The sequence below is a fragment of the Microbacterium sp. genome, from assembly GCF_052099035.1.
GTDB lineage: Bacteria > Actinomycetota > Actinomycetes > Actinomycetales > Microbacteriaceae > Microbacterium.
Genome location: NZ_JBQDSX010000014.1, coordinates 23,757 through 46,146, shown reverse-complemented (window position 1 = coordinate 46,146; position 22,390 = coordinate 23,757). Strand labels below are relative to the sequence as shown.

Genomic DNA, 22,390 nt, shown 5'->3' with positions numbered 1-22,390 from the left:
AAAGGAGCACCATGAAGCAGCACAAGCTGATGGGGGCGCTCGCGTTTAGCGGAGCCCTCGCACTCGCCCTCGCGGGCTGCGCATCCGACACCGGTGATAACGGTGACGGAGGCAGCGAGCCCGTCGAGACGAAGGCCTCGGATTACAACCCGCAGCCCCGCGAGAACCTCAAGGCGGGCGGCGAAGCCCGCTTCCCGATCAACGAGGTACCGGAGCAGCTGAACGCGTTCAACGGAGACGGTTCTGCAGACACGGCCCGCATTGCCGCGTGGTATATGCCGCAGATCATGCTGCAGAAGGACGACGGCACCCCGTACAAGAACGACGCGTACCTCGACGAGTGGAAGATCGACACGGTCGACGGCAACACCCAGATCACCTTCACCTTCACGGATGAGGCGCACTGGAACGACGGCACCGACATGGACTGGACCGCGATCCAGGCAACATGGCAGGCCAACAACGGCACCAACGAAGAGTTCAACCCGAACGCGACCGACGGTTACAAGAACATCGCCTCGGTCGAGCAGGGCGACACCGCGAAGACCGCGATCGTCAAGTTCGACGGCGAGTTCGCCTGGCCGGAGATGCCGTTCCTCACGGGTGTCATCCACCCCGCGCTGAACGACCCGGCCACGTTCAACGAAGCCATGATCGGTGACCCGCACGCTGAGTGGGGCGCAGGACCGTACATGATCGACGAGTTCGACGCGAACTCGGGCTACGTCTCGTTCGTTCCGAACCCGGAGTGGTGGGGCAACGAGCCCATGCTCGACAAGGTGTCCTTCACCGCGCTCGAGTCCTCGGCCGCCATGAACGCCTTCAAGGCAGACGAGATCGACATGGTCGGCGTCGGCACCAAGGACCGCATGGAGCAGGTTGCGGACATGAAGGACATCACGATCTACCGTTCGACGCAGACCGCGAACACGCTGCTCGAGGTCGACGCTGACAAGCCGCAGTTCGAGGACGTCAAGGTCCGCGAGGCGTTCTTCAAGGCTGTCAACATCGACCAGCAGAAGGAGATCGCCTGGAACGGTCTGGACTACGAAGAGGAGCCTGCCGGTTCCTTCACGCTGTTCCCGTTCCAGCCGGGCTACGAGAACGCTCTGGCCGAGGCCGGTTGGAAGTTCGACCCCGACGCGTCCAAGAAGCTTCTCGACGAGGCCGGCTGGGTCGAGGGCGAAGACGGCGTCCGCGAGAAGGACGGCGAGAAGCTGTCCGTCGTCTACCCGGTCTTCAGCGATGACCCGACGACCCAGGCTCTGGCCAAGGCTCTCCAGGCGCAGGAGAAGGAGGTCGGCATCGACGTTCAGATCGACATTCGCCCGTCGACCGACTTCTCGAACGACTACACCTCGAAGAACTGGGACATCGCGTCGCTGCGCTTCACCTCGTCCGACCCGTTCGGTGCTGCCTGGTTCTGCCAGCTGTACTGCCAGGACATGGGCCTGAACCTCTCGGGCGTCCAGACGCCGGAGATGGACAAGCGCATCCACGAAGAGGTCGAGGCCCTGACGACCGCCGATGAGCAGACGGCTGCGGCCATGAAGCTCGAGGCGGAGATCTTCCAGGAGTGGGGCCTGATCCCGCTCTACAACGGTCCGTCGATCTCGGCTGTCAAGACCGGTCTTGCCAACCTCACCCCTGAGCCCTACGTGGGTCTGGACGGCTTCGGCGTTCAGCCCGTCGAGGACATGGGCTGGGAGAAGTAAGCACACTTCGCTCCCTGAGCCTGTCGAAGGGTCAGTGAGCAAGTCGGGAGCGGGGCCGGTGGTTCATCCACCGGCCCCGCTTTTTCGTATGCTGGGACCGTGAGCATCCAGGTCGTTCTCGTGCATGGCATCCGCACGTCTCAGACGATGTGGCGCTCCCAGCTCGAACATCTCGCGCAGCGCGCGGTACCCGCCGTCGCTGTCGATCTGCCTGGGCACGGCTCACGGATGGCGGAGACCTTCACCCTCGATGGCGCGTTCGCGACGATCGACGCCGCAGTTCAGGATGCTGCGGCTCGGGGCCCCGTGGTGCTCGTGGGCCACTCCATGGGCGGACTCGTCTCGGCCGCGTACGCCGGTGCGGAATCCACTCCCCCGATCGCCGGGTTCATCGGAGCATCCTGCACGTCCTTCCCCCGTGGGGCGGCGCTTGCCACCTACCGCACGCTCGCCCGGGCGTTCGACTCTCTGCCCGATCGTGGCCTGTGGATCGCCGACCGGGTCCTCGCAGCGACCATCCCCGTCGAAACCCGCCCGGACTTCGCCGCAGGCGGCTACGCGCTGGATGCGCAGGATGTCGCGCTGGCAAGCCTCGGCGCGCTGGACCTCGCAGCTGACCTCCGCCGCCTTCAGATGCCGCTGTGGTGGATCAACGGTCAGTTCGATCAGCTGCGCATGCAGGAGCGGCTCTTCCAGCGGCTCACCCCGCAGTCCGAACTCATCGTCGTACCGCGCACCTCGCATCTGGTCACAGCGATGCGGCCGCGCGTGTTCAATGCTCTGCTGGATGTGGCGGTCGCAACTCTGGAGCAGCAGGCTGCGGCGCGTGCACAGCAACCGTCATGATGCTGCCGAGCACCGACAGGATTCCGGCCGCGAGGAACAGCAGCCAGAACCCGCCCACCAGCGCCACGAGAGCCGCACCCAGCAGCGGCCCGAGAAGCTGACCGAGGCTCGCTGAGACATTGACGACGCCGAGGTCGCGGGCGTGGTGCTCGGGACGTGGGAGCAGATCTGTGGCCAGTGCCAGGCTCACCGCCATGTAGGCGCCGTAGCCGACGCCCATGACACCGGCGGCGACCGCGGTACCGATGAAGGTCGGCGAGATGAGGATCATCACCGCGGAGAGCGCCTGCACGAGGGCTGCGATGATCACGATGGACTTCCGTTTGCCGGTGCGGTCCGAAATGGATCCGGCGATGAGGGATGCCGCCACCACGAAGATCGTGTAGATCACGATGAGCACGAGCAGGTCGTCTTCGGCGCGATCGGCGGGAGAACCGACGCCGTAGAGCAGGAAGAACAGCAGCAGCGCCGTTCCCAGCGCGTTTCCGAGATTCACCGTGAGGCGGCTCGCGAGCACCCAGCCGAAGTTGCGATCCTGCAGAGCTCCCAGTCGTTCACGCCACGTCTGCTGCGCCGATGGCACCAGGCGACGCGGAGCCGTCGAATCCGGCAGCAGCACAGCGGTTCCCACACCGATCACGAGGATGAACCCCGCCAGAGCGACATAACTCGCGCCGATCCCGAGGCCCAGCAGCACGACCGCGCCGACACCGACGACGATGCCGACGGCCTGAGCCGAGCTCACCAGTGCGGATGCCGTGCCACGCTGCGCGAATATCTGATCGGCGATCATTGCGGTGAGAGCGGCTGAAACCACCGCGATGCCGATCGATACGCCCACCCACGCGGCGCCGACGCCGACCGGGTCCGATGCGGCACCGGTCAGCAGCAGCGAGACCGCCGTGAGCACCGAACCACCGATCGTCCAAGGCCGACGGCGCCCCCAGCGCGAGGTGGTGCGATCGGAGAGCATTCCAGCCAAAGGTCCCGCGATCACGCCCGCCAAACCGCCGATCGACAGGATCAGCCCCGACCAGACCACGCCGGTGATCCAGTCCGCCGGGCCGCCCGGCGTGTCCAGTTGCAGCGGAAGGAGCAGCTGGACGGGAGTGAGCTGCACAGTCCACACGGCCAGCCAGGCGATGCCGAACAGCGTCATCCATGCGCCGCCGACGCGCCCGTTCTGCGGACGGATGCCGTTCATCGGGTGCCAGCGATCAGGGCGCGGTACCAGTCGAATGATGCCTTCGGCGTACGCTGCGAGGTGTCCTGATCGACGTGGACGAGGCCGAAGCGCTGCGTGAAGCCGTTCGCCCATTCGAAGTTGTCGAGCAGGCTCCACACCGTGTACTCCTCGATGTCGACGCCCTGGGCGACGGCATCCGCGACGGCACCGATATGACCCTCGAGGTAGGCGATGCGCTCGGTATCGTCGATGCGCACGTCCGGGTGGTCCGGCTCGGGGAACGATGCGCCGTTCTCGCCGATGATGATCGGTGGCAGTGCCGTGCCGTATCGCTCTTTCGTGTCGACGAGGAGAGCGGTGAGTGCGGCGGGTTCGATCGGCCAGAGCTCACCGAACCCGGTGTGCTCTGTTCCGGGAGTGGGGACCTGAACGAACGGCACCGGCGCATCTTCGGGGGCGGCCGCGATCGTCGTCGGATTGTAGAAATTGATGCCGTAGAAGTCGGATGCCGTCGAGATGGCTGCCATATCTCCCTCATGGATCGGCATCTCGACGCCGAACGGGGCAAGGTCCGGATACTCTCCGGTGAGAACAGGCTCGGCGAAGAGCCGGTTGTGGATGAGGTCGTAGAGATACGCCGCCGTCGCATCTGCCGCCGAATCGGATGCTGGTCGCACCCAGGTGTGGTTGTTGACGATGCCGACGGCATCCGCACCGTTCTCTCGAAGAGCGGCCACGGCGCGCCCGTGCGCCAACAGCTGATGATGCACGGTCGGCAGGCAGTCGAACAGCAACTGACGCCCCGGGGCGAGTTCACCGATCGCGTATCCCTGCAGCGATGTGGAGATGGGCTCATTGATCGTGTACCAGTGCTTGACCCGGTCGCCGAGGGCCTCGGCAACGATCTCGGCGTAGGTCGCGAAGTGCTCGACGGTGTCGCGGGTGAGCCACCCTCCCTCTGCCTCGAGGGAAGAGGGCAGATCCCAGTGATACAACGTCGGGAACGGGGTGATTCCCGCCTCGAGCAGGCCATCGACGAGCCGGTCGTAGTAGGCGAGGCCGGGGACTGAGACCTGGCCCGTGCCATCTGGTTGCACGCGCACCCAGGAGATCGAGAAGCGGTATCGGTCAACTCCGAGATCCCGCAGCAGCGCGATATCTTCAGCGCCGCGATGGTAGCTGTCCGGACCGGGTTCTGCGGATGATCCGTCGATGACGCGTCCGGGAGCGTCGACGAAGTCGTCCCAGATCGATCTACCGCGTCCGTCTGCGGTGCGCGCGCCTTCAACCTGGAAGGCCGCTGTCGCTGCCGACCAACGCAGATTTTTCGGCGCGGGGAAAGTCGGGATCGATGCATCCGGCATTCGGAGCTCCTTCGCTCGGGTATGCCCAGCTTGCCTCATCCGAAACGCTCCGCGCGAGCGACGCGCAAGGAGAGTCCGCAGACCTGGTAGAGTTGATTCTTGGCTTGCGTGTGGGTTTATCCCTCACGACCGTCGGACAGCAGCCCTCTTCCTGCCTACGACAAATCCCATCCATCCCTGAACGAAAGTTTCCACGCGTGGCAAACATCAAGTCGCAGATCAAGCGCATCAAGACCAACGAGAAGGCAACGGTCCGCAACAAGGCCGTCAAGTCCGAGCTCAAGACCGCCGTTCGCAAGACCCGTGAGGCTGTTGCCTCGGGTGACAAGGCTGCCGCAACGGCATCCCTGAAGGTTGCGTCGAAGAAGCTCGACAAGGCCGTCAGCAAGGGCGTCATCCACGAGAACCAGGCGGCGAACCGCAAGTCCTCGATCGCCAAGCAGGTCGCAGCTCTCTGAGCCGAGCAGTTCTTGAACTGACTTTTCGAAGGCCCGTCCCCGGTGGGGGCGGGCCTTCGGCGTTGGTGCTACGAACGACCCTCGATCACGGCATCCGCGTCTTCGGGCTCACCGGTGACATCGTGCGCGAGCTGGTCTTCGAGTTCTCGTCCGCCGAGCGGCTCTTCTTGCCAGTGCTGCAGCGTCCATCCGGTGCCCGGGTCACCGTCGAGGATGACCATGCCGGTGTTCTGCAGACGGCGCTGCGCAGCCGACTCTGCCGCGACATTGACCGCGCGGCATGACGCCCATACCCGGATAGCGGCGCCATGACTCACGACCGCCACGGTCTCCTGCGCCTGTCGATGCTGCGTGATGCCCGCAATCGCCGCGTCGTAGCGTGCGAAGAAGTCGTGTCCGCTCTCCCCCTCGGCGATCTCGTGTTCCAGATCGCCGTTCACCCAGCGCCAGCCGGCTTCGACGTAGCTCTGGACGGCATCCGCGTCGGTGTGCATCTCGAAACGTCCTGCGGAGATCTCCTCGAACCCCTCGCGCACCTGGATCTCGAGCCCCCGAGCCGCAGCCAGCGGAGCACCGGTCAGCTGGGTCCGCGTGAGCACTGAGGCGTAGAGCCCGTCGATGTGCTGCCCGCCGAGCACCTCCGGGATCGCAGCGGCCTGTGCATGACCGAGTGCGGTCAGACCCGCACCCGGGCGCGCGGTGTCGAGTGCACCGGCGACGTTGCTGGGGGTCTGGCCATGTCTGATCAGGAGAAGTCGCATGGCGCCAGCCTACGCGTGGAGCCTATGGGTCATTCTCCGAATGGGACGCGCGTGGCGATGACGGCGACCATGCGCTCCAGCGCGAAGATCGGGTCGCGTGCGGCGCCCTTCACCTCGGCATCGGCGCGGGCCGTCGCCTGGATCGCAAGGCCCAATGAGCGCTCGTTCCAACCACTCAGATCGCGACGGGCACGGTCGACCTGCCAGTCCTTCATGCCGAGTCGCTGCGCGAGGCTGCGACTGGGTTCGCGCTGACCGGCGACCCGTGCCATCGTGCGCAGCTTCATGGCGAAGGCGGCGACCATCGGCACCGGATCCGCGCCGGAATCGAGGGCGTGACGCAGAGCGACGAGTGCCTCGCCGTAGCGCCCGGCGATCGCTGTGTCGGCGACGACGAACGCTGACACCTCGACGCGGCCGCCGTAGTACTTGTTGACGACGTCTTCTGTAATGTCGCCCTCGACATCGCGGAGCAGCTGCTGGCACGCGGATGCGAGTTCGGTGAGGTCATCGGCGAAAGCGGAGACGAGTGCCCGGAGCGCGTCGGGCGCAATCCTGCGGCGGGCCGCCCTGAACTCCCCCGCGGCGAAGTCGACCCGGTCGCTGTCGCGCTTGACCGTGGGACAGGCGATCTCGATGCCTCCGCCCGATCCGCCGCGCAGCGCGTCGAGCAGCTTCTTGCCGCGCACGCTCGCACCGGTGTGCCGCAACAGGACCGTGGCACCCTCTTGGGGATGCTCGAGGTACGAGACGGCCTCCTTGATGAAGTCGTCGGAGCACTTCTCGACGCCCGAGACGCGCACGAGCCGCGGCTCGCCGAACAACGACGGCGAGGTGAGTGAGAGAAGCGTGCCCGGCGCGTAGTCGTCGGCACGGACATCGCTGACCTCGAGTGCCGGGTCCTCGGCACGCAGATAGTCACGGATACCGGCGCTCGCGCGCTCAGCGCAGACCTCCTCAGGACCCGAGATGATCACGACAGGAGCCGGCCGCGGCTCGCGCCACGACACCTGAGGGATCTTGGTCGCCTTCGCTCCCCCACCGGCGCCACCACGGGCTGAAGAACGAGGAGCAGGCATGGATAAGAGCCTACTCGGCGTCGCCGACATCGGCCGTCTCGCCGGAGTCATCGGAGCGCTCGGTCCACACCGTGAGCGCGTCACCGTCCATGCCGATGAGGATACGTCCCTGCAGGTCGGTCCGCAGCGTGAGAGCGCCGGCCGTTTCGGTCGCTGCGATCGTCTCCGCACGTGGATGGCCGTAATCGTTGTCGACTCCCACGCTGAAAACGGCGATGCTCGGCCGCACCTGTGCGTAGAGCCCGGGGTCCTGGTCGGCGCTGCCGTGATGGGCGACCTTCACCACCGCATACGTTCCGTGAAGTTCGCCGACCAGCATCCGCTGCGGCACCGCCGACAGATCACCGAGGAACAGCGACCGCGGGACTCCCCCGCCATCGAACTCCAGGACGACACTGGCATCGTTTCCGGCCGGAAACGCGGCGGAGTTCTTCCGCGGCCACAGCACCTGCCACCTCGCTCCTCCGAGGTTGCCGTGCATTCCAGCGGATGCCGACACCAGCCGAGCTCCGCCCTCCTGCAGCCGGTCGAGTAGGCCCTGCTCATCTCCCGCCTCGACCGGGCCGTGCAGCACGGTGCCAACCTGGCCAACAACGGTGTCGGCCGCACCGACGTGATCCGCGTCAAAGTGGGTGAGCACCAGCAGATCGATCCGGTCGATGCCGAGCGCACTCAGACACGTGTTCAGCGGCTCGGGCTCCATCCCGGTATCGATGAGCGCGATCTGCCCCGCGGAACGGACCACCAGCGCATCGCCCTGACCAACGTCGCATGCCGCGATCGACCACGCCTCCGGCACCGTCGTTCCCACCAATGGCCCGGTGAGCAGCATTCTGGCGCCCAGCAGTCCCCCGGCCACCACCAGCAGCCCTACGGACGAGATCTGCGCCCAGCGCCCGGCCGAGCCCGGGAACGGTGTCGTTCCCGCCAGCAGGATTCCGATCGCGAGGCTGAGACCTGCGACGACGACCGCTGCCACGATTCCCGGCACAACGATCATCGTTCCGCCGGGGACCGATGCCGAGACCGTCGCTGTCGTCGAAATCCACGCGGCGGGCAGCCAGGCGGAAGCTGCGAACAGGTCCGCCAACGGAGGGAAGGGTGCCGCCAGACAGGCGAGAAGTCCCACGACGGTCGCGATCGGAGCGACTGGGTCGGCGAGCATGTTGGCTGGAATGCCGATGATGGACTGCTGCTCGGCGAACAGGGCGATGATCGGGCCGCAGGCCAGCTGTGCCGACACGGGGATGCCGATCGCCAGGGCGAGTGGTCCCGGCATCCATCGCGACATTCCGCGCGCCAGGGGTGGTGCCAGCACGATCAGGGCGGCGGTCGCGGCCGCCGAGAGGGCGAATCCCGGTGTGGTCGCCAGCCACGGGTCCGAAATGAGGATGCCCGTCACCGCCAGGCACAGCACTCCCACGCCGGCCCCGGGACGCCCGCACAGCAGCGTCAGCATCGCGAGCGCTGCCATGACGGATGCACGGATCACGCTGGGCTCGGGCGTGACAAGCACGACGAATGCCGCCAACGACGTCAGCGCCAGCACGATCCGCAGGGTGCGTCCCCCGCCGCAGAGGCCCACCAGCCAGAAGACAGCGCCGACGACGATGGCGCAGTTCGCGCCGGACACTGTTACTAACCCAAGTGGGTGCACGTTTCTGCTGGTCAGCACGGATTTCTGCGACCTCCAGAGTCGCGCTGGGAGTGTTCAGAGAGGGCTGAACGTGGCCTCAATCGTCGCTTCTCAAACTCTTATGCGGTTCTTTTTGATAGGCCGCGCATAAGACCCTTTCGAATAGTTGGTAATCGACAATGTTGAGTCATGCAGTGCCTATCGTCGTCCTATCGGACAGGCAGCGATCGCGTGCCCGAGGCAACGACGTCGGGAGACAACGGTGCGGCGTCGCTGGCCACCACTAACGTGAGGGCATGACTGATACGCCGTGGCAAGTCGCCGAGAACATCGCGGAAACTCATCTGAATGAGCTCGGCTTCTTCCGAGTTCAACGGACTGTCTCTGGAGCAGATGGCGGCCTTGACGTTATCGGCCAAGGTGTAGCTGCGCAGGTGAAGCTCTTGCGAACGCCGGTTGGCTCTCCCGATGTTCAGCGGCTACGCGGCGCAGCGCATCGAGTCGACAACGCCGTCTTCTACGCCCATCGGTCGAGCGGATACTCGCGGTCAGCTTTACGTATCGCAGACGACTCAGATGTTGCGCTGTTCACGTATGACTTAGACGGCACTGTGGCGGCTGTGAATCAGTACGCCGCGGAGATCGAGTCACCTCTAGGGTCGATGCAGAGAGCGATTGCTCAAACAAACGTGGCTAGCGTCCGATGGGCGGCTGTGAAGTTCGTTACGGACCACGGGCTTGAAGGCGTCAGCGAGCGCCTCGGGCAGATCGCGAACGAGCTGGAGGCGATCGTCGCCGCCCTCCCCGACGGAGCAACTCTCGATGATCTTCCAGCGGAGGTCCACGCACTGAAGGACGAAGGCGCAGTGTTGATGGCACGGCATCACGGGCGTCTTCCAAATGACGAGTTGGAGGCGACGAAGGTTGCGATGCAGCGGTCGGACGCGCTCCTCGAGGAATTCAATCACGACAACCTCGTCGAGTTGCTTCAGACGAGATGGCGGGATGACTTCATTGACAGCGTCAGCTCAGTGCATGCGCAACTTGATCTACTGACCACCGCGACGATCTCCTGGCTCGGCACAGACGTGGTGCAAGACCTGAGAGACGCAGCTGTCCGGAACGCCGGTTCACCCGAGATCGAGATAACGCCCGGGCAAGCGGTCGAAGGATGGCCGATACTTCCGCGCTCATAGGGGGCGGGGCAATCTCGGCTTGTTATCCGTCACGGGGCTACGGGCAGATCTGTGCGTCAAGTCGATCCCCGCCGTGACGCACGAATCACGTCGATGAGCATGACCGCGTGTCGGCTCGGGCCGGCTGATGTCAATCGACAGAATGACTTGTGAAGTCCTCGAACGCCAAAGAACCGAGGCGCAACCGACTGGGGGCCTCGTGCGTATAGGTCGCGTAACGATCAAGAACTACAGCCGATTGGCCGATTGGGATATCGAGGTGCGAAGGCACCTTGTACTGATCGGTGCCAATGATGTCGGGAAGTCGTCGTTCCTTCGGTTGATGAACCTCACGCTTGGGCCAGCAGGTCAGCTGTACCAGCAGCTCTCCACCACAGATATCAGGGACACTGCCGCTCCCCTCGAGGTCAGCGTCACTTTCCTGGAGTTCGACGACGACGACCGCGCCCTGTTCCATCGCGAGATCAGCGTCAATGCAGAAGACAAGCACGAATCGCTCGAGATCCGGCTCGAAGTGTCGATCGACCCCGAGGACGAGGACACCATAGTCCTTCGGCGTTGGTGCCCTGGACGCGGTGAGGTACGAAGCCTGACTCGTGAGCAGATCGCCAAGGTCGGATGGCGATACTTGCCTGCGCTCCGCCAATCCCAGCTTGACGGTCCGAGCGGAGCCGTCCAGGCGCTACTTCGGGCAGCGGAACCAACTCTCGGAACAGGCACGACGACGCTCAGTGGTGTCCTTGAGACGTTCAACAACGAGCTGGCTTCGAACGAACGTCTCAGCGCGTTGCGGACAGGTGTTGCCACTCACATGTCGAGCGCAATGCCGCGCGCAATCAGCGCGGATGATCTCGCTCTTCGTACAGGCGCTGATCCTTCCGCATCGGTGTTAGATAACGTGTCGTTGTACCTCTCGCGTGACGGTTCGTTCATGCCCCTGTCCGAGCAATCTGATGGCATCCGTCAGCTGATCGCGATGACTCTCTTCGACCTCGCCGAAGGTGCAGCGAATGTCGTCGCGGTCGACGAGCCCGAACTTCATTTGCACCCGCTCAGTCAGCGCACAGTAGCGGAGTTGCTCACTAGTGCGACGAACCAGAAAATCCTCGTCACGCACTCGCCGTATATCGTTCAGAAGTTCGACCCCACTGAAGTCGTAACTGTGCGTGCCGATGGATCGGCGAAACAGATCGAGCCGAGTCGGCTCACCGTGGAGGAGCGCGCGCAAGCGCACTGGTGGTCGCCTCGAATGCTTGAGGCGCTGACTGCCCGGGTCGCGATTGTCGTCGAAGGGGTTGCGGACCGGCTAGTTGTTGAGGCGGCGGCACGCCTTCGCGGCTTCTCACTCGATCGTCACGGGGCTGTCATCTTCGAGCTGGGTGGGGCTGACAACTTTCCGACGGTTTACAAACTGATCGGTCCCGCCGGTTTCGACATCGATGTGCTTGGTCTCGTTGACGAAGCAGAACTGCCGTCCTGGATTGGAGCCGTGGGAGGCAAACCGGTCAATGTCGTCGATCAGACCGTCTTCGCTTCTTCGAAGGACCTCGAGGATGAGTACTGTCGCGCAATCGGTCCCCGGGTAGTAGCGGAACGGCTGATCGCGGCTGGCGTCGCGCGGGACGACCGCACGATCCTCTCCTCCTGCGGGGTCGACACGATGGACGAACTTGACTACGCAGCGGTCGCCAAATTCTGCCGATCGAATGCTGGAAAGGGTAAGGGCAACCGGAAGGTTCCTGCTGCTCTGGCGATCGGCAAGACAATGACTGCGGAGGAAGCGACGAAGATCACCAGCATCAACAAGCTCCTCGACGAGCTCGAACGCCGGGTGTCGAAGTGAGCTCGTCCGAGCCAAGGTTGGCGGATCCGTCTTCGGCGGATGAGAACCTTCTGGTAATCGCACCACCTGGCTGCGGCAAGACTGAGCTACTGGCACGTCGCGCCGAAGTGCTCATTCCGCGTCTCGGACCAGGACAGCGCATCCTCGCCCTGACTTTCTCCAATAAGGCCAAGGCCAACCTGCGCGGGCGGCTTCTCGACGTACTCGGCTCCGAGCGTGTGCGACGGTACGTGACCATCCACAACTTCCATGGCCACGCAGGCGAGGTTATTCGTGCCCACGCGGGCACACTCAATGAGCCGTCCGACGTGTTGTTCCCTGAGAAGGCCACCCAGAACGATGCGACTGAGCCGTTCCTCGAGGGCCTCGAGGACAACGAGGCGAGCGGGCTCCGGGCGTCGCTCGATGCGCAGCTGCGTGAGGCAAAACAAGGGCCGTACTCTGATGCTCAAGTGCTCGAACGGCTTGGAGCCAATCGGGACCAGCGCGCGTTCGAGATCGAGGAGCGCCGTCAGCGGTCCGACACTCTGTACTTTGACGATATGCTTCGTCACGCCCAGCGCCTTCTCCGGGTCCCGGAGGTTGCTCGGCTCTACCAGGCCCATTACGGTGCGCTCCTTGTCGATGAGTTCCAAGACCTCTCTCCGCAGCAGCTGGATATCGCACTCCGATCGAGCGCGGCCCAGAGGACTTTCGTAGGCGACCCTTTGCAAGGCATCTACAGTTGGACAGGCGCACGCCCCGCCTTCGTGCAACAGGTGCTTCGCCGCGTTTGCGGAGATCCTGCAGGACTCAGCGTCTCTTATCGGTCATCACCGAGAGTCCTGACGCTGCTCTCGACCGTCGCGGAGAAGCTCGGCGGACAGCCCCTGAAGGCTCATGACCCCGCCTCGTGGTTCGAGGGTGGGATCGCAGCCGGCGCGCGGTTCGCAACGGGTGTCGAAGAGGCAACGTTTATCCGAAACCTTGCGCAAGCCATTACCGCGCAGCAACCGAGCGCTACAGTCGGGATCATCTGCCGAAGTGGGTGGCGGAGGAAGCCAATCGACGCCGAGTTCACGTCATCCGGCACCCCGTGCACTCGGTGGGAGTTGGCACTCGACAGCACCATCGTCATGAATACAATTCGGAACGTGCTCAGTGCGCTCGGCGGCGACCCAGCGGCAGCAGCTCTGCGCGAAGGCGTTGTCGCTTCGCTCGGCCCGAATGATGTTGACACGCTGGCGGAGGCGATGGATGCGATCGATCAGCTAGAAGACCTCGCTGGGACTTCGGGCTCGATAGCTGCGGCTGTCGCGAATGTGCACGAACCTGCGGATCCTGACGCCCCGATCGTCGCGGGCATCCACCTTCTGAACGCGCACACCGGTAAAGGACAGCAGTTCGACTGGGTCATCATCCCCGGCCTGGAGAAGGGGAACGTTCCCAGTTTCCTCGCTCGCACTGCGGCCGAGAAGGAGGAAGAACACCGTGTGCTGCTAGTCATGCTTTCGCGTGCTCGCCATGGCGTCATGATCACGTGTGCTGACTCGCTCATCTCAAGAAAGAACAAGCCCTACTCGACGACGCAAAGCCCGTGGCAGGACGACCTGCGCGCAGGCATCCATGCGAATGCTCAGGACGTTCTCGAGCACATCAAGCGGCTGTCATCTCAGACACTCAATGTCGGATCTGCTCCATAGAGTGAGAACGTGACCCAACTCGCAACAGTCGTCAACGTGATGATCGCCTCCCCCTCAGATATCCCCGGCGCACGAGATGCAGTTGAGCGCGCGCTGCGGAGCTGGAACAGCACCAACACCCTCGGTCGGGGATTCGTCCTCCATCCGCTTCGCTGGGAGACTGACTCCGTGCCGATGCTCGGCCACCATCCGCAGGCGATCCTCAATGAGCAGCTCCTCACCAAGGCCGACATCATCATCGCCCTGTTTGGGAGTCGCGTCGGGAGCGAGACACCTACCAGCATCTCCGGCACCGTCGAGGAGATCGAAGGCGCTGTCAAGGGTGGGAAGCCAGTCCATCTCTACTTCTCCGAAGCGCCACATCCGGCAGACGTCGATCTCGCTCAGTTGCAGGCCCTTCGGGACTTCCGAACGAAGCTGCAGGAGCGAGGACTCTATGGCAGCTTCGAGAACGAGGACGAGCTTCTCACCAAGGTCTGGAGCGCGATCGAAATGGACCTTCGGGACATGATTCAGCCGCTGCACACCGCGCCGTCAGCGCCAGCATCCACCACCGAGCGGTTCCTCGTGCAAGGGCAGAGCAAGCGAGAGCCTAAGACGGACAGCAAGGGCAGAGTCCGGCACGAAACTCGGAGGTGGGTAGAGATCACCAACCGAGGACACGACGATGCGGAGGGCGTGGTTCTCGAAGCCGCGAGCGATCGAATGCTGCTACCCGGGTGGGAAAAGCCGAGGACGGTTCATGCTGGCCAGAAGCAGTCCGCCGGGTTCTGGCTCCACATGGGAGGCGGAGAGCCACGGGTGAGACTCACGTGGAAAGAAAACGGCGAGCCGATGAGCAAGGAATACGACATCTAGTCTCGGGACCTTCGTCTAACGGCGTGACACTCTCCCCGAGTCAGCTCGGGCTCGGCCCGATGAACATCTCCGAGGCCACGCCATCGAGTAGGACACCGGGATCGACGCTGAGCGCCTCCGCGATCCGGACCAGAGACCGCACATTCATCATGGCGCGGCCAGCTTCGTACGAGCGGATGTTTGAGGAGTCGATCCGACTCGCGACCGCGAGCTCGTCCACCGTCATAGACATCGTCTTTCGCGCGTTCGCGATGTTACTGCCGATATGCACGGCGGCCAGCGATGAGTTGCGAGGCATCTCTCCAGTATCGCGGATCGAACCGTATGACCGCGGTAACTAGTGCGCTGGACTGACGACGCGACATGCGCCCTGAGCTCCACTTCGCAGTCGTTGCCAATCAGTTTCGATTCAGTCCAAAACGGCGCGAGTCCAAGGCGACCTTGAAGTGGCTCTCTGCCGCGTCGATCTCACGCGTGGGCGTCGCCGGGTCAAACACCCGTAGCAACGAGAATCGGAACGTCGACGCATCCAGACCGCGCAGTTCGACGTTTCCGCCATGTCCGTTGCTCGCGTACGCGTTCCATCGCTGTCGGATGTTCTCTGCACCGTCGGCTTTGCCGACGTAGTGGCGACCATCATGGGTGTCAGTGATGAAGTATACGCCGACCACGGAGGACAGCGCCGTGCGCCACGCCGCGTACCGGTGCTCGCGCATCACTGCCTGCAATTGCGCGTGGTCCAGGATGAGTCGATCGAAACCCGGGAACGGCACCGGCCGCGCATCCGCGATCTCGATCACCGGGTAGCCGGCCGCGGTCGGGCCATTGAGCCGCCAGGTGCGGGGCGATCGCCAACCGATGACGAGGCGGTTTCTCAAGTCCGCCATGCGCTCAGCGACCGCCAGGTCAAACGTCCGGAGGGAGCCGTCATTCGCGACCTCGCCGCGATTCTCAACGACCGACCAGAGGCGGGCTCGGTCTCCGCCTTCGCGGACGAATACCACCCAGATCGTCGGCGGCGAGGTCGGAAAGATCCGAGGGTTCGCGGACTGCTGGCTCGTGTAGAGCAGGATCTGGTCGTCGGTGGAGTCGGCGTGGATCCCCTGCAAGCCGGTGTCCTCGTGCTCCTTGACGAAGGCGTGCCGGATCACCTGGGCTTCGAGCGGGTCGATCCCTGCGCTGCGCAGGATTGGATCGAGAGTCAGAGCCATGGACAGAACCTCGAAGTCACTTCAGCTCGAGCTTCAGACCCAGCGCCTGCGCGATCTTGGCGATGGTCGCCGTCGTCACGTCGTTGTTCGCCTCGACGCGCGCGATGGTCGGGCGCGACACCCCGGCCTTCTCCCCGAGCTCGCCCTGAGACCACCCATGCTTATTCCGGGCCTCGCGGATGACGTCGCCGAAGCCTGCCTGCTCCGCCTCGCGCATGCTCATGCGCCTTCCGGCTCGGAGCTCGCGTCATGGTCTGTACGGTGTTGAGCGTGGAGAGCGTCCGCAGCGATGTCGGAGAGCTGTCTGAGGAATGTGGGATCCGTCATGTACGACTGGATCTCCTTCGATTCATTGACCGTCTTTAGCACTGCCAGCCCGACCGCGCCGCTGAAGCCATCGGAGGCCTTGAGCTGAGCCGCGGTGTTGTGCTTCGCCATCGCGACCGCCTCCTCGCTCTCGTCGAGGAAGCCCCAGAACGTGGTGATGAACCCGGAGACGCTCTCCGGGCTCACGTCGACGCCCTTGGCCTTGAACATCTCGTTGACCTTGTCGATGGCCTCGTCGAGCGGTCCCTTCTTGGGCGCGGCGCTGCCGCCGTGCTCGCCGTCGAAGATCGGGAGCTTAATGCCCTCTTCGCTGCCTTCGCTGAGCGAGTGGTCCTCCTCGATCGCCGACGGTACGAGCTTGACCCCGGACAGTTGCACGCCCTCAAGGAAGCTGTCGTCGCGGTCGTCGCCGTCGGCGTGGAGGTTCCGACCCAGCAGCGTCGCGAGGATCGCGCGACGGTGAAGCTCCGGGTCCTGGTAGTCGACGATCTGGCTGAGGAACTGCCAGGCGTTGCGGTACCCGAGCACGTCGGAGCGGAAGGCTTCGAGCTCCTCCTTTCGCTTCTTGTCCTTCGACAGCACGGTCTGCCGCCACTGCCCGGTCCAGCGGTGCTTGATCGGCGACAGGGCCTTGGCGATCGCCTCGCCCCCGGCATCGGTCAGGAATGCGTCGGCGACCGCGTCCATCTCCTCGTGCGTATAGAGTCCTGCCGTGTCGAGCCGTTCCCCCACGGTAATCAGCGCGTTGGGGTCGACGTCGCCGTCGACGTGCGCGTCGGAGTAGTAGAGCTTGAAATCAGCCTGAACGCTTGCCGGCGTGTTCCGGAAGTCCACGACCATCGGTGCGGTCTTGCCCGGGTAGATGCGGTTTAGCCGGGACAGCGTCTGCACGGTGGCGACGCCGGAGAGCTTCTTGTCCACGTACATCGCCATGAGCCGCGGCTCGTCGAAGCCGGTCTGGAACTTGTTCGCGACGATGAGCACGCGGTAGACGCCCTGCTCGCGGAAGGCCCTGCCGACGTCGCTCACGCCGTTGACCGAGACCTCGGTGACGCTCTCGCCGTCCTCGTCGGTGAGCGAGCCGGAGAACGCCGCGAGGGTGTGCAGGTCGTAGCCCTTCTCGGCGATGTAGGCGTCCATCTTGCGCGACCAGCTCAGGGCTTCCATGCGCGAGCTGGTCACGACCATGGCGCGCGCCTGTCCGGCGAGCAGCGGCTGCACGTTCCGCCGGAAGTGCTCGACGACGACCCGCACCTTCTGCGCGATGGCGGTCGGGTGGAGCCTCGCGTAGCGGACGATGCTCGAGACCGCTTCACCGGTGTTGACCTGGATCTCGCTCTCGGACTCCTCGCCCTCCAGGGTGTTCTTCACCCGGAGGAACATGTCGTAGGTCGAGTAGTTGGTGAGGACGTCGAGGATGAAGCCCTCTTCGATCGCCTGGGCCATCGTGTACGTGTCGAAGGCCTCCCAGCGCTCCCCGACCTGGGTGCCGAACAGGCGCAGGGTCTTCCCTTTCGGCGTCGCCGTCAACGCGACGAACGTGATGTTCGCCGACGCCGCGATGGCCGAGTCCTTGGCGGCCAGGAAGTCGTCGGCGCTGATCTCCTCGTCTGGGTCGAGCTCGACGTCCACGAGCAGCTCCTTGAGCTGCTTGGCCGCAGAGCCCGACTGCGACGAGTGGGCCTCGTCAGCGACGACGGCCCAGCGCCGACCCCGCAGCTCCTCGGTGTCCTCGATGAGCTTCATGACCTCCGGGAACGTCTGCAGGGTGCAGGTGATGATGTGGTCGCCCTCGACGAGCGCCTTCTTGAGCTGCGGGGACTTCGCCCCCGACTTCTCGCCCACGGCCACGACGAGGCCCTTGCTCGACTGCACGAGATTCATGTCGTCGCGGATGTTCTCGTCCAGCACCGTGCGGTCGGTGACGACGATGACCGAATCGAAGGTCGACTTCGAGTCGGCGCTCATGTGCCGAATCAGGCGGTGGCTGAGCCACGCGATGGTCTTGGTCTTGCCGGACCCAGCGGAGTGCCAGACGAGGTACCGCTTGCCGGGGCCGTTCGTCTCGATGTCGGCAACCACGCGCTCGACGGCCCGCAGCTGGTGGAACCGCGGGAAGACGAGCCGGCCGTCTTCCTTCTTCCCGGACTTGCTCGGCTCGAAGAGCGCGAAGTCCTTGAGGATGCGCATGAAGCTGGGGCGCGCCAGGATCTCGCGCCAGAGGTAGTTCGTCAACGAGCCGGTCGCGGACGGCGGGTTACCCTCGTGGCCGTCGTCGCCCTGATTGAACGGCAGGAAGACCGTGTCGCCACCCTGCAGCTTCGTCGTCATGTAGACGAGGTCGTTCGACACCGCGAAGTGGACCAGCGCGCGTCCGGGCGCGAGCAGCGGACGGCTCCTGCCGGGCTTGCGGTCCTCCTTGTACTGGCGGATCGCGTGGTTGACCGTCTGGGTGTTAGAGGTCTTGAGCTCGAGCGTGACGATCGGCAGGCCGTTCGCGAGGAGCACGACGTCGATGCTCTCGTTCGTCTTCGTGTCGAAGCGCACCTGGCGCAGGACCCGCAGCCGCACCGCCGCGGCCGCCTCGACGACCTCGGTCAGGTTCGGATTGGCGGGAGGGAAAGCCATCATCGGGCCGAACTTCGCCGTGGGGCGGCCGATCTGGGCGTAGGAGAAGCCCTTGCGCAGCACGCCGAGGAGGCCTCCGACCGGGTGCCCGGTCGTCGGATCCATCCGCGTCGACTTGGCGAGCTCCTTGGTGACGTGCTCGAGAAGCTTGCGCTCCGCGTCGGCACGCTGCTCGCCGGCCAGGTCGCCGGGGACGGCCTTCTCGTACTCGTCCGGGTATTGCGTGGTCAGCCAGTGCAGCGCGTCGGCCGGCACCATCGCCAGGCCGACGTCCCAGCCGGTCGGCTTTCCGCCGTCCTCGTACAGCCAGCCCTGCTCGGCCAGCTCGGAGCAGAGGTTGTCCTCGAACTCAAGCTCCATCAGCTGCGCGTGGCTCATGAGACTTCCTTCTTGCCGGTGACGACGTCGGTGATGAGCGCGGCGCGGCGCTCGAGGAGCAGGGCCTTGAGGTCGGCGACCTTCACCAGCATGGCGTCGACGCGCGCGGTCGCCTCGTCGAGCTCGTCGGCGATCCTGATCTGCTCGTCGAGAGGCGGCAGCGGGACCGGGGTCGCGTCCAACACCGTCTTGGTCACGCGCTGGGCGTTCGGGCGTACGCCGGTTGCAATCGCAGCGAAATAGTCGATGTACCGAGAGCTCCGGAAAAGGTGGTGGACGTAGCGGGGCTCGAACCGATCCGAGATCCAGAACGCCTTGTAGTCCGGGCTGATGTACCCGGTAAGGGACGAGACGCCGAGGCCGCCATGGTTGAGCCACATCATGTTCGCCGCGAGCTGACCCGGGCGCACCACCCGGTACTTCGAGACGTCGAGCGACGCCTGCTGACCATCGGTGCGCGTGTTCAGCTCCACACCCCGGTACTCGGAGATCGAGAGCAGCGGACCGGGCGGGTCGTCACCGTTCCGCTCGGTGCTCTCGGTGAAGTCGTAGCCGAACTTCGTGCGATCCCAGTGCTCGGGAGTACCGGACAGGGGTGAGTGGGCGCTCACCCGGAAAACTTCCTGGCTATCAGAAATCCCGCAAACCAGTCGTGTACGCACAACGGCTTCGCGGTGGCGGAGCATGCCCGCCAGATCATCGAGCCTGCCGATGATCGCCTCGATTTCAAGCGTTTCCTGGTCGAGGTAGTCGCTGAGGCGGGATTGATCCTCACACGAAAGGTCAAGAACCCGGTACTCCTGAACGAAGCGGGGCGTGATCCGCCGGAGATTGCCCACTCCTTGTAGCGAATGCCCTCCTTCATCTAGGAAGGGCTGGCTCTGAAACGTGTACTGCAAAAAGCGTGGATCAACGCCGTCGTTAGCTCTCACCACGTGAACTTCAGTGGAGGCAAGCCCAGCAGCAGAAGAGATCTCAGCAATGATCGTTCGTCCAGCTTCGAACGTCGGAGTGATCTTGGGTACGAGGATGTCCCCACGCCTGAATTGCGTGTAGCTCAATTTCCGCGACCACGACACCGTGCGGCTGTAGTCACAATTCGCGCCGGGCCAGATTGCCTCCAACGGCATGAACGCGACATCGGCACCATCAGCCAACGATTTGAACTCTGGAGTTGCCGGATTGACTTCTGCAACCTTCCAGACCGGTGCGAACGACGCCCTCACTCTGCGCTCACCTGCCGGAACATGTCACCCAGCTCCCCCATGAGGTTCTCGACTTCGGAATCGATCTCAACGAGAGGGCGCGGTTCTTCGGGCACATAGAAGAGCCGAGTGAACGGAATGTCGGTGCCATGCTTGGCCTTGCTCTCGTCCCACTGCGCACCCGGCGCGTACGGGAGCACCTCGCTCTCCATGTGTTGGTCGAGGTCCTCGCTCAGCGGAACGCGCTCCGTGAGCTTCCAACCCGGGACGATCACCGGCTTGCCCTTGCGATCCACGGCCAGAGGAGCTGAGTCATCCGGAACAGCCATAGCATTCATCACGGCGTCGACCAGTCCGAGCGGGGCCTTCAACCCCGCAGCCTTCGCAACGACAGGGAACGTCTTCGACAGGTCGTTCCATGCGGTGCCGTCGAGGGAGCGCATGACTGCCTCGTGCCCTTCGACGAAGTCGCGGCGGCCGCGGACGGCCTCAACAGCTTCATCGTCGAAGCGCGTCGCGAACCGCGCCTGCTTATACACGGGCACGTCGCGGAACATGAAGTCCTCGGGCGTCATCACGCGCGAGATCGTCGGATCCGCGTACTCGAACGCCTTGTAAGCCTCCAGCAGTTTGGACCGGTGGTCCTTGCCCACCTCACGGCGCTTGTCGCCCATGGGCTTGCGCAGCGATTCCCACTGGCCGGATCCGTCGATGAGCTGGATCTTGTGCTTACGCTCCGGATCCTTGTTCGCGTCGAGGACCCAGACATAGGTCGCGATGCCGGTGCCGTAGAACATGCTCGTGGGCAGCGCGATGATGGCGTCGATGAGGTCCTCTTCGAGGAGCCACTGGCGAATCGAGTTCGGCCCGTTGTCGCTGTTGAACAGCGGCGACTGATTCGAGACGACCGCTGCACGGCCGCCCTGGCCGTTCTTGCCGGCTGGGCTGAGCTTCGAGGCGCAGTGGGCCAGGAACAGCATCTGGCCGTCAGACGTGCCGGGCAGGCCGTGGCTGAACCGCGAACCCGGGATCTTCGCCTGCTCGCGCACCGACTCCTCCTCGACCTCCCAGTCGATGCCGAACGGAGGATTCGAGAGCACGTAGTCGAAGGTCTGCCCCTCGTAGAGGTCCTCGACGAGGGTGTTGCCCTTCTTGATCGCGTCGGGGCGTCCGCCCTGGATCAGCAGGTCAGCCTTGCCGAGCGCGAACGCCGATGGCATGAGCTCCTGGCCATAGAGCGTGACATCGACCTTCTCGTTGGTTCTCTTGAGCGCTTCCTGGGCGATCAACAGCATGCCGCCGGAGCCTGCCGTCGGGTCGTAGACCGAGCGCGCGGCGTGGTCGGAGGCGATGGTGTCGTCGTCATTGCTGATGAGGACGTCGACCATCAGCCGGATCGCATCGCGAGGGGTATAGAAGTTACCCGCCGCCTTGCCCTTCTTGTTGAAGGCCCGGTACATGACGTCCTCGAAGACGTCGCCCATGCCGGTGTCGCTGAGCTCCTTCGGGCCGAGCGGCAGCGTCGAGAAGTGTTTGACGACGGCGTGCAGGCGGTTGGCGTCGGCGAGGACCTTCGCGCGCCGATTGAAGTCGAATGAGACCCAGATGTCGGCGATGTTGTTCGAGAAGCCGTCGACGTAGCTCTTGAGGGACTTGTCCACGTTGTCGTCGACCGAGGCGATCGTCGCCAGGTCGAGCGGGGAGACGTTGTAGAAGCCCAGGCCGAACCGGTCCTTGACGGCGATGTCGATGAGGTGCTGGGGCATGCCGGCGAAGCTCTCGACGTACTTGATGACGTCGTCCTTGCTGTCGGCCAGCATGCACTCGAGACGGCGGAGCACCGTGAACGGCAGGATGTAGTCGCCGTAGTCCTCCTCATCGACGATGTTGCGCAGGTACTTGTCCGCCGTGTCCCAGACGATCCGAGCCGTGGTCTTCCTTGCGGCCTCTGTGGACTCGGCCATGCGCGTCGCCTCCTGTCTTTCGGGGTAAATCGGGGTGTATCACGAACATTACA

General features: G+C 64.3%; 18 protein-coding genes and 1 pseudogene. 8 read left to right on the top strand and 11 right to left on the bottom strand.

The window, feature by feature from the left end:
* The first annotated feature begins 11 nt into the window (after positions 1 to 11).
* A complete protein-coding gene (locus ACTIAO_RS06530; protein ID WP_441905471.1) occupies positions 12 to 1,715 on the top strand; it encodes an ABC transporter family substrate-binding protein in 1,704 nt (567 codons plus the stop codon).
* Positions 1,716 to 1,814: 99 nt separating this feature from the next.
* Complete coding sequence (locus ACTIAO_RS06525; protein WP_441905470.1) at positions 1,815 to 2,561, top strand: alpha/beta fold hydrolase; 747 nt, start codon at positions 1,815 to 1,817, stop codon at positions 2,559 to 2,561.
* Here ACTIAO_RS06525 and ACTIAO_RS06520 read toward each other — a convergent pair.
* Together ACTIAO_RS06520 and ACTIAO_RS06515 are read right to left on the bottom strand one after the other, a co-directional pair.
* Complete coding sequence (locus ACTIAO_RS06520) at positions 2,488 to 3,765, bottom strand: MFS transporter (protein ID WP_441905469.1); 1,278 nt, start codon at positions 3,763 to 3,765, stop codon at positions 2,488 to 2,490. The two genes, ACTIAO_RS06525 and ACTIAO_RS06520, sit on opposite strands and share 74 nt — an antisense overlap.
* The gene (locus tag ACTIAO_RS06515; protein WP_441905468.1) at positions 3,762 to 5,111 is read right to left on the bottom strand and encodes a GH1 family beta-glucosidase; all 1,350 of its coding nucleotides are present in this window, start codon (positions 5,109 to 5,111) and stop codon (positions 3,762 to 3,764) included. Before ACTIAO_RS06515 ends, ACTIAO_RS06520 begins: the two co-directional genes overlap by 4 nt.
* Before the next feature lie 197 nt (positions 5,112 to 5,308).
* Between ACTIAO_RS06515 and rpsT the strand changes: the two genes are divergently transcribed.
* Positions 5,309 to 5,569: a 30S ribosomal protein S20 gene (gene rpsT / locus ACTIAO_RS06510; RefSeq protein ID WP_441905467.1), complete on the top strand. Its 261-nt coding sequence runs from the start codon at positions 5,309 to 5,311 to the stop codon at positions 5,567 to 5,569.
* Between the two features lie 68 nt (positions 5,570 to 5,637).
* Here the strand turns inward: rpsT and ACTIAO_RS06505 are convergent, their stop codons facing one another.
* Genes ACTIAO_RS06505 through ACTIAO_RS06495 form a run of 3 tightly spaced genes read right to left on the bottom strand, consistent with a single transcriptional unit; the run spans position 5,638 to position 9,042 of the window.
* Complete coding sequence (locus tag ACTIAO_RS06505; protein WP_441905466.1) at positions 5,638 to 6,330, bottom strand: histidine phosphatase family protein; 693 nt, start codon at positions 6,328 to 6,330, stop codon at positions 5,638 to 5,640.
* 29 nt (positions 6,331 to 6,359) lie between these two features.
* On the bottom strand, positions 6,360 to 7,409 hold the full coding sequence (holA, locus tag ACTIAO_RS06500) for a DNA polymerase III subunit delta (protein ID WP_441905465.1): 1,050 nt from the start codon (positions 7,407 to 7,409) through the stop codon (positions 6,360 to 6,362).
* Positions 7,410 to 7,419: 10 nt separating this feature from the next.
* Positions 7,420 to 9,042, bottom strand: a complete 1,623-nt coding sequence (locus tag ACTIAO_RS06495; protein ID WP_441905464.1) for a ComEC/Rec2 family competence protein — start codon at positions 9,040 to 9,042, stop codon at positions 7,420 to 7,422.
* 299 nt (positions 9,043 to 9,341) lie between these two features.
* Between ACTIAO_RS06495 and ACTIAO_RS06490 the strand changes: the two genes are divergently transcribed.
* From ACTIAO_RS06490 to ACTIAO_RS06470, 5 genes and pseudogenes are all read left to right on the top strand, one after another.
* Entirely contained in the window at positions 9,342 to 10,241 is a 900-nt protein-coding gene (locus ACTIAO_RS06490) for a restriction endonuclease (protein WP_441905463.1), read from the top strand.
* 127 nt (positions 10,242 to 10,368) lie between these two features.
* The gene (locus ACTIAO_RS06485) at positions 10,369 to 12,084 is read left to right on the top strand and encodes an ATP-dependent nuclease (RefSeq protein ID WP_441905462.1); all 1,716 of its coding nucleotides are present in this window, start codon (positions 10,369 to 10,371) and stop codon (positions 12,082 to 12,084) included.
* Positions 12,081 to 12,785 (top strand): annotated as a pseudogene (locus tag ACTIAO_RS06480) (UvrD-helicase domain-containing protein); the annotation flags it as partial. The gene ACTIAO_RS06485 and the pseudogene ACTIAO_RS06480, both read left to right, overlap by 4 nt.
* A 414-nt stretch (positions 12,786 to 13,199) precedes the next feature.
* A complete protein-coding gene (locus tag ACTIAO_RS06475; protein ID WP_441905499.1) occupies positions 13,200 to 13,766 on the top strand; it encodes a 3'-5' exonuclease in 567 nt (188 codons plus the stop codon).
* Positions 13,767 to 13,775: 9 nt separating this feature from the next.
* Positions 13,776 to 14,624: a DUF4062 domain-containing protein gene (locus tag ACTIAO_RS06470; RefSeq protein WP_441905461.1), complete on the top strand. Its 849-nt coding sequence runs from the start codon at positions 13,776 to 13,778 to the stop codon at positions 14,622 to 14,624.
* Between the two features lie 40 nt (positions 14,625 to 14,664).
* Here ACTIAO_RS06470 and ACTIAO_RS06465 read toward each other — a convergent pair whose 3' ends face one another.
* The 6 genes from ACTIAO_RS06465 to ACTIAO_RS06440 form a co-directional block, all read right to left on the bottom strand.
* Entirely contained in the window at positions 14,665 to 14,922 is a 258-nt protein-coding gene (locus ACTIAO_RS06465; protein ID WP_441905460.1) for a helix-turn-helix domain-containing protein, read from the bottom strand.
* Positions 14,923 to 15,022: 100 nt separating this feature from the next.
* Positions 15,023 to 15,835: a GIY-YIG nuclease family protein gene (locus tag ACTIAO_RS06460; RefSeq protein ID WP_441905459.1), complete on the bottom strand. Its 813-nt coding sequence runs from the start codon at positions 15,833 to 15,835 to the stop codon at positions 15,023 to 15,025.
* A gap of 16 nt (positions 15,836 to 15,851) precedes the next feature.
* Positions 15,852 to 16,058, bottom strand: a complete 207-nt coding sequence (locus tag ACTIAO_RS06455) for a helix-turn-helix transcriptional regulator (RefSeq protein ID WP_441905458.1) — start codon at positions 16,056 to 16,058, stop codon at positions 15,852 to 15,854.
* Positions 16,055 to 19,168 (bottom strand): type I restriction endonuclease subunit R, encoded by a 3,114-nt coding sequence (locus ACTIAO_RS06450; protein ID WP_441905457.1) that lies wholly within the window; start codon positions 19,166 to 19,168, stop codon positions 16,055 to 16,057. Before ACTIAO_RS06450 ends, ACTIAO_RS06455 begins: the two co-directional genes overlap by 4 nt.
* Positions 19,165 to 20,394, bottom strand: coding sequence for a hypothetical protein (locus ACTIAO_RS06445; RefSeq protein WP_441905456.1), 1,230 nt, complete (start codon positions 20,392 to 20,394; stop codon positions 19,165 to 19,167). Before ACTIAO_RS06445 ends, ACTIAO_RS06450 begins: the two co-directional genes overlap by 4 nt.
* Positions 20,391 to 22,337: a type I restriction-modification system subunit M gene (locus ACTIAO_RS06440; RefSeq protein WP_441905455.1), complete on the bottom strand. Its 1,947-nt coding sequence runs from the start codon at positions 22,335 to 22,337 to the stop codon at positions 20,391 to 20,393. The genes ACTIAO_RS06445 and ACTIAO_RS06440 overlap by 4 nt, the downstream gene beginning before the upstream one ends.
* Between the last annotated feature and the right edge of the window lie 53 nt (positions 22,338 to 22,390).

What these genes read in the sequence shown, in the direction of transcription:
- ACTIAO_RS06530 (WP_441905471.1), top strand. Translation starts at nt 12, where the DNA reads ATGAAGCAGCACAAGCTGATGGGGGCGCTCGCGTTTAGCGGAGCCCTC.
- ACTIAO_RS06520 (WP_441905469.1), bottom strand. Translation starts at nt 3,765, where the DNA reads ATGAACGGCATCCGTCCGCAGAACGGGCGCGTCGGCGGCGCATGGATG.
- ACTIAO_RS06515 (WP_441905468.1), bottom strand. Translation starts at nt 5,111, where the DNA reads ATGCCGGATGCATCGATCCCGACTTTCCCCGCGCCGAAAAATCTGCGT.
- ACTIAO_RS06505 (WP_441905466.1), bottom strand. Translation starts at nt 6,330, where the DNA reads ATGCGACTTCTCCTGATCAGACATGGCCAGACCCCCAGCAACGTCGCC.
- holA (WP_441905465.1), bottom strand. Translation starts at nt 7,409, where the DNA reads ATGCCTGCTCCTCGTTCTTCAGCCCGTGGTGGCGCCGGTGGGGGAGCG.
- ACTIAO_RS06490 (WP_441905463.1), top strand. Translation starts at nt 9,342, where the DNA reads ATGACTGATACGCCGTGGCAAGTCGCCGAGAACATCGCGGAAACTCAT.
- ACTIAO_RS06485 (WP_441905462.1), top strand. Translation starts at nt 10,369, where the DNA reads ATGTCAATCGACAGAATGACTTGTGAAGTCCTCGAACGCCAAAGAACC.
- ACTIAO_RS06475 (WP_441905499.1), top strand. Translation starts at nt 13,200, where the DNA reads ATGAATACAATTCGGAACGTGCTCAGTGCGCTCGGCGGCGACCCAGCG.
- ACTIAO_RS06465 (WP_441905460.1), bottom strand. Translation starts at nt 14,922, where the DNA reads ATGCCTCGCAACTCATCGCTGGCCGCCGTGCATATCGGCAGTAACATC.
- ACTIAO_RS06460 (WP_441905459.1), bottom strand. Translation starts at nt 15,835, where the DNA reads ATGGCTCTGACTCTCGATCCAATCCTGCGCAGCGCAGGGATCGACCCG.
- ACTIAO_RS06455 (WP_441905458.1), bottom strand. Translation starts at nt 16,058, where the DNA reads ATGAGCATGCGCGAGGCGGAGCAGGCAGGCTTCGGCGACGTCATCCGC.
- ACTIAO_RS06450 (WP_441905457.1), bottom strand. Translation starts at nt 19,168, where the DNA reads ATGAGCCACGCGCAGCTGATGGAGCTTGAGTTCGAGGACAACCTCTGC.
- ACTIAO_RS06440 (WP_441905455.1), bottom strand. Translation starts at nt 22,337, where the DNA reads ATGGCCGAGTCCACAGAGGCCGCAAGGAAGACCACGGCTCGGATCGTC.